This window comes from uncultured Maribacter sp., from assembly GCF_963975365.1.
GTDB lineage: Bacteria > Bacteroidota > Bacteroidia > Flavobacteriales > Flavobacteriaceae > Maribacter.
On record NZ_CAXBGF010000002.1, the window covers coordinates 299,444 to 312,293 of the forward strand.

Sequence of the window (12,850 nt, forward strand, 5' to 3'; positions counted from 1 at the left end):
ATGAAATTCATGAAAAACAAACATCTTATACCGTTGGTGTTAATTTTGCTTACGGTTTTCTCTTCATTTTCTAGTTATGGTCAAAATAAAGAATACTACGAGCTAAAAACATACACTATAAAAAACGATGATCAAGAAAAAAGGGTAGACGCCTATTTGAAAGATGCCTATATACCTGCATTAAAAAGAATGGGCATAGAAAATATTGGGGTATTTAAGGTACGACCGGATAAATTTAAGTTGAGTGATAAAATCTATGTTTTAATACCTTTCAAAACATTGGCAGAGTTTGATAAACTAGATGCTATGCTTGCCGTAGACAAAGCACATCTAGATTCAGGTGCAGATTATATAAACGCCACTCATGACAAAAAACCGTACGAAAGAATCAGTTCAGTTTTAATGCGTGCCTTTCCTGATATGCCTGTTATGAGACCTAGCAGTGTAGATGGCGAACGTAAAGACAGGGTTTACGAATTACGCAGTTATGAAGGGCCAACAGAGGCAATGTATCATAGAAAAGTTGATATGTTCAATGAAGGTGGTGAAGTTGAACTATTTGAAAATTTAGGATTCAATGCCGTATTCTATGCCGATGTTATTTCAGGAGATAAGATGCCGAATTTAATGTACATGACCACATTTTCTGACATGGATAAACGCAATGCTTTGTGGAAAAATTTTGTCGATTCTGATAAATGGAAAGAAATTTCAGTAATGGATAAATATCTGAACACCGTAAGTAATGCTGACATTTTTCTATTGTATCCAACAGAATATTCCGATTATTAAATTAGTCCATTAAAATAAATTCTACGCGCCGGTTGAGTAATCTACCGGCGTCTGTAGTATTATCAGCTATTGGTTTTATGCTACCTACGCCCGCGTATTCTATTCGATTTTCATCAATACCATTATTGATTAAAAAATGGGCCACCTCTTCAGCTCTTTTAAAGGATAGAGTTTTATTAAATGTATTCGACCCAATATTATCGGTATGCCCTGTTATGGTTATTTTTAGCTTAGTATGTTCTTTCATGTAAGCCACTAATGAGTTCAATTCCAATTGATGTGAATTTCTAGGAATACTTCGGTTAAAATCGAAATGAACATCTCTAAAGACATGAACGCTATCTATTTTAAAGTTCTCTTGTCCTTCAGCGGTCAATATTGCTTCTTGCAAATCTATTTTATAAACTGACACCATGTCTAAGTAATAGTAAGACCCTTTACTGATTTTTCTTTTGGTCTGAAATTTTTGAGTGCGTTTGTTATTCTTAAAATTCCCGATTATCAAATATTTCTCTGTACCGTTTGCCACAAACTCTTGGGTAAGCTTTATCCATTCTATTTCGTCAGAATAAAACTTTGAATATTTAATTTCTAGCTGATTTGAAGTATCACCTTTTAATTTAGAAAAATGCATGCTCGATAACACTTTCCTAGTTTCTACCTGTACTGGAAACTCCGTAAATCTAATTCCGAATTCCTTTACCGCAAAATCTGAACGTTCTGCCAAACTCACATAAAAAGAAATCGAGTAGTGTTCACCTTTTTTCAATGTTGAAATTAAGGCTGCTTGTAAATACTCTCGGTAGTCGTTTGGGGCATACATATACAAACCCACATACCCTTCTCCGAAATCTGCTGGTTGCTGCCCATTAAAATTTTTGGGGGTTCCCATGGCCTCACTACATCCATTAAAATAATCTGTAGAACCCAAGGTGGGCATTTTCCAATCTTCAACATCTTGTTCTAGATTACCTAATTTAACGGGACAATTGATGAAGTTTTCAAAACTTGGGTTTAATACCAAATTTTGAGAATAGCCAAAATTAGGCATACAAAAGAGTGACAAAAAAATCATTCTTAAAAGTAAGTCTCGTAACCGCATATACTATGAAACGTTCTCTAAAGTACTGAAAACCTTTAAAATCATAACTATATGCAAAAAAAGCCCTTCTAGATTACAAGAGGGGCTATTAAATAGTCGAACATTTTAGATGAACGTACTCCTAAAAATCGAACTTATATGTTGCTCCTCCTAAAACCTGAATTCCTTGTACCTGAAAATTGACCCAACGCTGATATTGGTTATTGGAAAGGTTTGCACCTTTTATAAAAAAGGAAAGTTGATCATTAAATCTGTAACCCGAATGTGCATTGGCATCAAAATAACCTGCTAAGGTTATTGGTGTATCGATACCAGGTTGCGGATTAGCAGCTCCTGAAGTAAACTCGCTTGAAAAATCGTCTCTTTCTCCGACATAAAATAGGTTCGCACCCATAAACCATTTTTCACCGATTTGATAATCCATAAATAATGAAGCTTTTAAGTTAGGTAAGTTCCAAGCTGGGTTACCAGTTTCTGTATTATAATCATAAATCTCAGCATTTACACCCAACGTAAAATTACGATTCACATCAACATTTAATTCTCCAAAGATGCCTAAGGTCTTTATGTCGTCGTAAAATACTTGAAACGAATTGCCTAAGAAATATCCGTTATCATCACTTCTAGAGTCTTCTTGCGGATTTAATATAAAAAGTGGTCTTCTATTTTCTGCAGCATATGAACCTTTAATATTATAACTCAAATTTGGCATCAACTGGCCTTTTAATCCGACATAGGCATTATACTGACTATCGGTTGGCGTAATGGTCAATGTTGGCGATACAAAAGGATTCATTTCAACAAAATCATAATATGAATTTTGTTTTAATTCACCGGTTACACCACCATAAGCTATTACAGATTCATCCAATAATCTGTACGATGCGGTCACTGCTGGATAGACATAAAAATTGCTTTCGCTGTTTTCCATATCCATTCCGTATACTAAATTCACACCAAGATTCAATGATAGGTCATCACGAAGCATCTTTAAAGAAGGATTGATACCTGCCTGTAAATTGCTATAATTAATCGGTGCTGAATTTATTATTGGGTTATACCCATCATTAGCAAAAGAACCACCTACATAATCGACTTTGGTCTTTACAGCAAAAACTTCTTCGTTCATTGGAAATTCAAAATCGGTATTAAAGATGACTCTATTTTCACCAGAACTCAGTGCATCAAAAAATCTGCGATATTTAAAATCCGCTCTTTTAAAGAAGGTATCTTCTACATTAATATGCGCACCAGCTTCACCCATAAAATAATTTTGACTCTCATCAATACTATTAATATCAGTTTCACTAAATACACCTTCAGGCAGACCGTACCAATTGTATAATTGATGTTGAAGTCCAATTGCCGCTCCCCAATCCAAGTCACGATCGCGTTTTGCATACGAAGCGTCTAATTTTGTATCGTAAAATGTATTGTTTAATTCTACTCCTTTAATACCACCTCGTGAGGATAGATGATTAAAACCTACATCAAAATTCTCGTCTCTATTAATTGTTCTACTCGTGTAAAATTCACCTAAAACATTACCATAATTACCTGCTCCAAAAGAAGCATAGGAATTAAAGAGTTGCGGTGGCGGTAATTTTTCCACTTTAGAAGCCGTTCCTTTTGATGGTGTAAATGTCGACGCCACAGGCACTGAAAAAATACTATAGGTAATCGACTTTTTTTGAAGAACGATAGAATCATTTAAATTAGGAACGGACTTTATTTTAAAGGCATCTGAAACCGTAGGCGTATATGCTTTAGTAACCGTCACTGTTTCTGTGCCCAAATCTTTCTTATCGTCTTGGGCAAAACTAATGTGCAGGCAAAGAGCCAAAAAAATAAGCGTAACTATATGTTTATTGTACATAGGTGTTCTTTTACTGGTGTACATGTTGTTTAATTAGGATTAACCGATGAATTACTTTGAGCTTCTTTTGATTTGATGATGGCTAGCTCTGCCCTTGCATCAGCAACAATTTCTGGATACTGACTGAAATTGGTAATCACGCTTTCTAAAATATAAGTCGCCTGATAGGCATCTTTAAGTGCGTAATAATTTTTCGCCATTAAGACCAAACCTTTACCACCCCATTCCTTATAAACCGCATAATCTTTTGCGAGTTTCTGAACCGCAACATTAGAGTTTTCATAAGCACCTTCCTTATTTTCAAAATAGGCATCGTAGTATAGCGCTTCCGCAGCGGTCTCACCCGAAGCAATTTTCAATACTTCGGCATAGGCAGATTTTGCCTTTACTTCATTATTAGTAGCGATTGCTGATCTTGCAATCATAATATGTGCATCACTCCTAATACGGTTATCTATATTTGAAGTTACCAATACCTTATCGGCGTACTCCAAAGTTTTGGCATAATTACGTTGCCCATAATACCCTTTCATTAAATTAGAACGAGCAAAAGTTCTATTCTGTTGAATATTCGCCTGACTCTCCAATTTCAATAAATAAGGTAATGCTATTTCATATTCGTCTTTACCGATATACACTTCACAAACCCGTGTCAGTGCTTGTTCTGCATATTCACTAGTACTTCTATCGGCAACATACTTGTAATAGGGTAAAGCCGATTCTTTTTCTCCTTTTCCGAAGTACAATTGTGCCAAACTAAAATTTGCATCAACGGCATGCAGGCCATTAGGAAATTGCTGAATGTAATTTTTATATGCGCGTATGGCAGGCTCAACATTACCTTCTAGGTTTTGTTTTTGAGCGGCATCAAAACTAGCATTATCTAATTCTGTATCGGTCACCTCAACAAAATCAAGACCACGAACCCAATCTGCATACTCGTTTACGTGTCCTAAATCAACATAAACCAATTTTGCAGTAGCAACGGCCTGTATTGCTTCTTGTGTTTTTGGATAATCACGCACAACAATCTTGAACTTCGCCAAAGCAGCTTCGTTTCTGTTGGCGTTATAATTGACCAAACCTTGTCTCATTAAGGCTTGTGGCACTAAAGAACTGCCTTTGAATTCATTTATTAAACGGTCGTAAGCTTCCAATCCTTCTTTCTCTTGACCTTGTGAAATGTAGGTATTTCCTAATTCGAACAGCGCATCATCTTTAAAGCTTGATCTTGGATACTCACTTATAAAAGATTCTAAGTTTTCAATTTTACTGGTACTCCTATCAACATAACCATAGCTCATTGCTTTTTGATACGATGCATAGTCTTTCTCAGGACCAGTTAAGTCTAACGCTTTGTTATATGTTTCTATCGCTGACCAATACTTACTGGTAGCATAATAGCTATCTCCTAATCGTAAAAAGCCATCGTGTAATTTCTCTACTTCAGCATTACTGTTACCAATGAATGAATTAAAATAAGTTATAGCATCTGAATATTTTTTCTGCTTAAAGTATGCATACGCTAAACTATAATCTACATCGGCATACATTTCTGTATTCTTTGCTGACGGATTATTTTTAAAAGCAGCATACCCTTTTACCGCATCATCAAATCGATTGGATAAATAATCTGTTTCTGCTTTCCAGTAGCTCGCTCTTGCTTTGAACAATATATCTTCGGCACTCGACAATGACTTAGCTAAATTCTCTGAAGCAGCTGTGTAATCACGTTCCATAAAAAGTTCGATACCTCTGTAGTATGCTACTTTTTGGTATACCGATTTACTGGCATAGTTTTTATTTTCTTCGAGCAATTTCATCGCTCCGGCAAAGTTCTTTGAAGTAATGTATGAATCGACCAACAATGTTTGCATTTCTTCTTGGTGTTCGTCGTTCGGATAGGTTTTCAGGTAATTGGCAATCACCTGTGGAACGGGTTCATAAGCGTTACCCACTTCATAACTCAACCGTGCATAATTTAAAAAGGCATCTTTTTGAATCTCCGCACTATAGTCCATCTGAGAAGCATTTCTAAAAGCGTTTAGCGCTTCCTGTTTTTTATCCAACTTTAAATAACATTCCGCCAAATGGTAATACGCATTTTGCGCAACGCTATTTGTACCGCCAATAATTTTATTGAATTGAGCAATGGCATTTGCATAATCGCCGCCTTTATAATAGGCATATCCCAAGTAATAGTAATCTGTATTACTCCACTTACCTCCTTTACCGTTATATTCCTTTAAATAAGGAACCGCATTCTCATATTGCTTAAGATTAAAATAACTCTCGCCAATCACCTTATTCAATTCAGAAACTTCTTTTCTATCAGATTTTGGTAGTTGTTTTTTCGCCAAAGCAATTGCCTCTTCGAATTTACCAAGCTTAAAATTCATGTCTGCCTGGTAATAACTCAATTTCTCCTCTAAAATATCTTGATCGGTAATCTGGTCAAAACGTTGGTTGGCAGTTTCGTAATCATCTTCTTGGTACGAAATATAACCTAGGTAATACTTGGCCTGTGAACCGTAAACCGTTGAATTAGTAACCTTTTCTAGGTACTTTTCAGCTTCTTTGGTTTTACGGGATGAAAATAAAGAATAACCATAGTTAAAATTAAACTTGTCCATCTCACCACGAGACAATGACTTCTGGTCTACTTTGTCATACCACTTTAGAGCATATGGATATTTGCCAGTTTGAAAATAATACTCTGCCACATCTGCAAAAGCAGAATTACGTTTTGTAGAGGTAGGATATTTTTCAACAAAATCCTCCATTAAACGATCCGTACCAATTTGGTTGAGTCGAACTGCCGCGTTAGCCGCGTAATATGCACTATTAGCAGCGGTCTCCTCATCTTTTGTAGTCATTTTGACCTTATCAAAAATAGTCTGTGACGCTTGATATTGTTCGTTGTTGTAAAGCGTTAGGGCGTCTTGAAAAGCTTTTTGTTCGTGGGTATAAATCTTAGACTCTTGGGCATTGGTCAAAGCGACCAATCCGAATACCATTGGAATAAAAGCGGTGATTTTTTTAAGCATAGTGTTCTGTTACTATTTAGAAATACCGTTATAACATGTCATAACGACAAAAATTGTACCTAAGTATGTGCAATACCACTGCAAAAGAAAAGATTTTGAAAAAGGGTTCTCAATTATCAGTAGGAACTTATTACTTTTATATCAACATTAGCACTATGAAAGAGATTGTTTTAGAACTTAAGGATGCCTCTATATTTCAGAAAGAGAGTTTGGTTTTGAGCGAAGTGAGTTTAAAGATTGAAAAAGGGGAATTCGTATACCTCATTGGTAAAACTGGAAGCGGCAAAAGTAGCTTCATGAAAACCCTTTATGGCGATTTACCATTACAAAAAGGTGAAGGTCATATTGTTGAGTTCAACTTAAAGACTTTGAAAGAAAAAGACATACCTTTTCTAAGACGGAAATTAGGTATTGTTTTTCAAGATTTTAAACTACTCCCAGACCGAAACATCAACCAGAATATGCTATTTGTTTTGAAGGCAACCGGCTGGACGGACAAATCTAAAATGGATACACAAGTATTGAATGTTCTTGAAAAAGTAGGCATGAAAACCAAGGGATTTAAATTTCCTCATGAGCTTTCTGGTGGTGAACAACAACGTATTGCCATTGCCCGTGCACTTTTAAACGATCCTGAATTGATTATTGCCGATGAGCCTACAGGAAACTTAGACCCACAAACCAGTGTAGAAGTAATGAAAGTATTACAAGAAATCAATAAAGCTGGACGTACAATATTAATGGCTACGCATGATTATGCCTTGATTCTTAAATACCCAGCAAAAACCATTAAGTGTGATGCCAATAAGGTATTTGAGGTAGTGCAAAGGGCGGTTTAGTTTATTTGATTTTTAGACACAAAACCTATAGTGTAGCCAATGAAACCTACAACTGTTGAAGAATATTTCAAGGAAGTAAAAGAAGAAAAGTTGGAAAAATTAAATGAATTACGATTCATATTAAAAAATATAGCTCCAAATGCTATTGAAGTTTTAAAATGGGGAAAACCTGTTTTTAAATCAGAAACTATTTTATTTGCATATTCCGCCCATAAATCACACTTATCCTTTATCCCAACTGGTCCCGCCTTAAAACCCTTTCAAAAAGAACTTGAACCTTACAAAGTCAATAAAGATTCAGTTCAATTTCTTTACAGCAAACCTTTACCTGTAGAGCTTATCCAAAAAATTGCTAAGTATAGAAAAAACGATGTTGAAATAAATCTAGCAAAGTGGAAGTATTAATAAATCGACTTTAATTTTCCTAATTTTTGTAAAATTTTAAATACATTCTCTAATAAATAATCTTTTTAATAGAGATAAAGCATGCTTAATTACCAACAAAAACATGATTATAGACGTACATACCCACATCAACAATTACCATGAAGACAGCGTAATTTCTTTAAACGAAAGTTTAGACAAGTTATCTGAAAACATGGCAGCCAATAATATCGATTATTCATTGGTGTTAACATCCTACAAGGTCAATGAACATAGACCGAGCACGAGACAAGTAGTAGAAGCTATAAAAGGATATAATAACTTGGGAGTCGTATCAGGTGTTAGTTATTTACATTATAACCATAGAGATGTTCGAGAAATAAGTGAATACCTTGAAAATGGGTTTATTAAGGGACTGAAATTCTATCCTGGCTACGAGCCTTTTTATCCGAATGATATTCGGTTTAAGCTGATGTATGAAATGGCTATAGAATATGACGTGCCTGTTATGTTTCATTCGGGTGACACCTATGCCCCAACTGGGAAAATAAAATATTCACACCCTATTCATATCGATGATTTAGCGGTTGATTATCCGGAGTTAAAAATTGTAATCTGTCATGTGGGCAATCCGTGGATCAAAGACTGTATGGAAGTCGTGTACAAAAATAAAAACGTTTATGCAGATATATCAGGTTTAGTGCTAGGTGATTTCTCCGATAAATTTGAACGCTTCATGAAAAAGGAAATCGAAGAAATGATTACCTATGCCGGCGACCCAAGATATCTTTTATATGGTACCGATTGGCCAATTTCCAACATGAAATCTTACTTAAAATTCATGAACCAATTAGATTTAACCGATGAAAAAAAAGAGTTAATTCTTTGGAAAAACGCCGCTGAGCTTTTTAAAATTGATGTTCGTAAGTTGTAATCATTGTAGGTTTTTCGTTAAATAAAAATATAAAACTCTTCTATGAAGAACCCTGAAAAAACACGTTTAGCCCAACATAAAAGTGAAGAAAAGATTAGTTAAAATGGGCCACCCTACAAACTTTCAATACCGATAAAGAAAAGAGCGGAAAAGGAAATATCAAGTTCTTAAAACGAATGTTCAACAAAATGTCTTTAAACTTTACCTGATGGGTAATGTTCGAAAAGGATACCAAAGTAAACAGACCGATAAATGAAAATTTCCAACAGCAGTATCAAGATTCAAACTTTAAAGATCTTATCTTGTTCTATAGACATTTTAACGTAGAAAATGGCAGCGGCTTGTGGGCATCACATCAAACCGGGTGGACAGCTTTAGCCGCTAATCTTATTGAATAATTAAAACACAAATAGCACTTCAATTTATCAGCATAAACGTCAATATACCAGCAACATATCCTAATATCGCTAATAACGATATATTCTTTAGATACCAAATGAAGTCAATTTTAAGGATTCCCATAATAGCGACACCTGCAGCAGAACCAATAATAAGAATACTGCCACCCGTTCCTGCACAGAAAGCTAATAATACCCAAAAATCAGAATTTATCGGATAGGTTTCTAAACTATACATCCCCATAGTACCCGCAACCAACGGCACGTTATCGACGATAGATGATAAAACTCCTATAATAGCATTAACAGCATAAATACTATCGAAATTAGCATCTAACAAACGAGACATATCAGCTAAATGTCCTGCAGATTGTAATGCTCCAACCGCTACCAGTATACCTAGAAAAAACAGGATACTCGGGGTATCAATTCTACGTAACACATTAGAAATCGCCAAGGTTTTCATTTCTTCTAAGGTTTTATTTCTGTGTATTATTTCGGTTATAATCCAAACAACACTAAGCCCTAGAAGTATACCCATAAAAGGCGGTAAATGTGTAATAGTTTTGAAAATGGGCACAAAAAGTAATGCGCCAATACCGATTGTAAATACAAGATTTTTTTCAAATTTACTTATTTCAAAACCATGTGATTCTAAATTATGTTTCTCTTTTGTTTTGGTAATATGTCCTTTAAAGCGAAATGATGCTATCGCTAAAGGCACCATTAAACATACCAAACTCGGTAAGAAAATTTCTTTGATGATATGCATTGCTGTTATTTGACCTCCAATCCACAACATTATGGTTGTGACATCACCAATTGGAGACCAAGCGCCACCAGCATTTGCTGCAATAATCAAGAGTCCGGCGAACATCCATAAATCCTTCTTCTCATGAATCAATTTTCGAAGCAATGCCGACATCACAATTGCCGTGGTTAAATTGTCTAAAGCAGCAGAAAGAAAGAACGTCAATAAACAAAGTATCCATAATAGTTTCACTCTATTCGTGGTGGTAATTTTATCGGTAATAACCGAAAACCCTCCATGAGCATCTATGATTTCGACAATCGTCATTGCTCCTAAAAGGAAAAATAAGATTTCTGATATTTCACCTAAATTCTCACGCAAACTTTCGGTTACAAAATGAATTGATTCATCCCCAGGGATATTCGTTAAAAAGGAGTCTCTACCAAAAATAAAAACCACCCAACAAAGAGTACCTGTAAGCAAGGCTGTCGCAGACTTATCAACTTTAATATTGTGCTCTAAAGCAATAAATAGATAACCAACAATAAAAACGGCAAGTAGTGTTAGATACATTGAGATATAAATTAAAAGTTAGCATCATAAAAACCCAAACCATATTTATTTGTTGGGTATAAAATTCCTTTTTCCAATCTAAAAATATTATGAAATGGGTCATCGATGATATCTAAATGACCATCTAAATCTGCATACACGATATTTGGTCGTGATAATGCAAAATGTAAGCCTGCAGCAATACCTAGACCGCATTCATCAATACAACCCACCATGGCATCTAATTTAGCTGCCTTTGCTACCGAATTAATGTGCATACCTACCCAAATACCACCGACCTTCTGCAATTTAATATTGACCATATCAACACGTTCATTCTGCGCCAAGCGAAAAGCATCGGTCAATGTTTTTAAACTTTCATCTGCCATTACAGGTATACTTACTTGACCCGTAACTTCCCCTAATCGCTCTTCAGCTCCAATCTTTGTAGGTTGTTCGAAAATTTCGATTCCAATCGAAGCGGTAGCTTTTACAAAATCTACCGATTCTCTAACCGAATAACCTTGGTTACCATCGAATCGCAACTCTATGTTCGGGTACTTTTCGTGAATCGACCTCATTTTAGCGATATCTTCTTCAAGATTAGAACCGCCCTTAATTTTCAAAATAGTAAACCCTTGTTTTATAAATTCACTTGCATACGATAAGGTCTCATCTAAACCCATTATTCCAATAGTAATACTAGTAGCCATATGGGTGCGAAAACCACCTAAAAATTTATACAATGGAACCTCAGCTTTTTTCGACATAATATCGAACAAAGCCATATCTACCATCGCCAAAGCAGAAGACCTTTTACCTAACAACTCTTTGAGCTCCAATAACAGCAAAGCATACGTAAATGGGTCTTTTCCACGTAAATAAGGAATTATAATATTTTTAATAGCATCAGTAACACCACCAGGCGACTCATTGGTTACCACTGGATCGGGCGCTGCGCAACCATATCCAACGATTTTGCTATCAGTTTCGACTTTTAAAATAAAATTGCTAGTACGGTCGATCGTTTCATAGGCAATCGTATAAGGATCAGATAACTTAAGGTCTAAACGCTCGAAAGAAATATTCGTTATTCTCATCTAATTTTAGGCATCAATAAGGCGATTAAGTCTTCTGCCCCATATTCCAATACATCGAATGCCGGCAACTTGGTTTCTAGGGTGATTGCTTTACAGACATCTAATATTTCATCTTTTTCCATGCCTTCATGATTGACGGTTATAGCAATGACTTCTTTACCAGAAATAACTTGTATTGCATTGATTTGTTCAGCCAACGAATGCATTTTATAACCAGGAAAACCATCATACTCCAATCGTTTTGGAGCATGTTGCAAAATCACATAATCAGGTCTACCAGCCGCCAATATCTCGAATCCACCAGGGTAAGCTGGGTTCATTAAACTTCCTTGACCCTCGATAACAATAACATCTGGATTTTCATTTTTCCATGCGCTTACCACAGCATGTTCAATTTCACCTGAAACAAAATCATTAATACAACTATCCATCACCATACTGTATTTAGCACCTTGCATCCAACCTGTTTGCCCTGTTCCAATCATTTCAGATTTTTTACCTGCTTTTCTAAATGCATGCACTAAAATCCAAGCAGTGGTACGTTTTCCTAAAGCAGAATCCGTTCCAAGTACAGCCAATTTCAAACAATCAACCTTTTCAATATCACCTGTAAAAAAGTGTAATTGATCGCGGTCTGGTGTTTTTCTAATATCTCTAATCTTAACATTATTTTCTTTTGCCAATGCAACCAATTCAGGGTCATTGGTTAGAAAATCATGTAAACCACTATCAACATTCCATCCTTGTTGTAAGGCTGCCTTTATCGTCCCTTTTGCTTCCTTTGGCAATCTACCCCCATCAGGAGCTAAGCCTATTACCAAATAACTAGGCATATTATCTGTTGCTTTAAGAGCTGTCACCGCAGTATCCATATCCTTAAAAACAGGAATACCATTTGGCCTTCCATCTAAAACATCACCAGCATCTGTGCCAGCATATTTTTTATCAAGTACACCTACCACCTCGTATCGTTCGGTGAAACGAACCAAGCCATGAGCTGTTTTACCATTTGGTGTATTAAAAGCACCTTCACAATACACAAGTGCCTTACCGTCAATAACTTTTTTCATCTATT

The 12,850-nt window shown here is 35.7% G+C and carries 11 protein-coding genes; 5 read left to right on the forward strand and 6 right to left on the reverse strand.

Features of this window, described 5'->3' with window-relative positions:
• Positions 1–9: 9 nt before the first annotated feature.
• Positions 10–792: an NIPSNAP family protein gene (locus tag AACZ49_RS04405; RefSeq protein ID WP_339652073.1), complete on the forward strand. Its 783-nt coding sequence runs from the start codon at positions 10–12 to the stop codon at positions 790–792.
• A 1-nt stretch (position 793) separates the two neighbouring features.
• On the opposite strand, the gene AACZ49_RS04410 is transcribed toward AACZ49_RS04405, so the two are convergent.
• The 3 genes from AACZ49_RS04410 to AACZ49_RS04420 all read right to left on the reverse strand — a co-directional run bounded on the left by AACZ49_RS04410 (position 794) and on the right by AACZ49_RS04420 (position 6,817).
• Complete coding sequence (locus tag AACZ49_RS04410; RefSeq protein WP_339652076.1) at positions 794–1,858, reverse strand: OmpA family protein; 1,065 nt, start codon at positions 1,856–1,858, stop codon at positions 794–796.
• 157 nt (positions 1,859–2,015) lie between these two features.
• Complete coding sequence (locus AACZ49_RS04415) at positions 2,016–3,770, reverse strand: TonB-dependent receptor (protein WP_339652079.1); 1,755 nt, start codon at positions 3,768–3,770, stop codon at positions 2,016–2,018.
• A 29-nt stretch (positions 3,771–3,799) separates the two neighbouring features.
• A complete protein-coding gene (locus AACZ49_RS04420; RefSeq protein ID WP_339652081.1) occupies positions 3,800–6,817 on the reverse strand; it encodes a tetratricopeptide repeat protein in 3,018 nt (1,005 codons plus the stop codon).
• A 155-nt stretch (positions 6,818–6,972) separates the two neighbouring features.
• Between AACZ49_RS04420 and AACZ49_RS04425 the strand changes: the two genes are divergently transcribed.
• From AACZ49_RS04425 to AACZ49_RS04440, 4 genes are all read left to right on the forward strand, one after another.
• A complete protein-coding gene (locus tag AACZ49_RS04425) occupies positions 6,973–7,656 on the forward strand; it encodes an ATP-binding cassette domain-containing protein (protein WP_339652204.1) in 684 nt (227 codons plus the stop codon).
• Between the two features lie 39 nt (positions 7,657–7,695).
• Positions 7,696–8,061, forward strand: coding sequence for a DUF1801 domain-containing protein (locus AACZ49_RS04430; protein ID WP_339652083.1), 366 nt, complete (start codon positions 7,696–7,698; stop codon positions 8,059–8,061).
• 103 nt (positions 8,062–8,164) lie between these two features.
• Positions 8,165–8,974: an amidohydrolase family protein gene (locus AACZ49_RS04435; RefSeq protein ID WP_339652086.1), complete on the forward strand. Its 810-nt coding sequence runs from the start codon at positions 8,165–8,167 to the stop codon at positions 8,972–8,974.
• 215 nt (positions 8,975–9,189) lie between these two features.
• Complete coding sequence (locus AACZ49_RS04440) at positions 9,190–9,372, forward strand: hypothetical protein (RefSeq protein ID WP_339652089.1); 183 nt, start codon at positions 9,190–9,192, stop codon at positions 9,370–9,372.
• A 19-nt stretch (positions 9,373–9,391) separates the two neighbouring features.
• Here the strand turns inward: AACZ49_RS04440 and nhaD are convergent, their stop codons facing one another.
• The 3 genes from nhaD to AACZ49_RS04455 are packed head-to-tail and all read right to left on the reverse strand — an operon-like array spanning position 9,392 to position 12,845.
• Positions 9,392–10,696 carry a sodium:proton antiporter NhaD gene (nhaD, locus tag AACZ49_RS04445; protein ID WP_339652091.1) on the reverse strand — a complete coding sequence of 435 codons (1,305 nt, stop codon included), beginning with the start codon at positions 10,694–10,696 and terminating at the stop codon, positions 9,392–9,394.
• A gap of 11 nt (positions 10,697–10,707) precedes the next feature.
• Entirely contained in the window at positions 10,708–11,775 is a 1,068-nt protein-coding gene (locus AACZ49_RS04450; RefSeq protein WP_339652093.1) for a dipeptide epimerase, read from the reverse strand.
• Positions 11,772–12,845: a DUF1611 domain-containing protein gene (locus AACZ49_RS04455; protein ID WP_339652095.1), complete on the reverse strand. Its 1,074-nt coding sequence runs from the start codon at positions 12,843–12,845 to the stop codon at positions 11,772–11,774. Before AACZ49_RS04455 ends, AACZ49_RS04450 begins: the two co-directional genes overlap by 4 nt.
• Positions 12,846–12,850 lie beyond the last annotated feature (5 nt).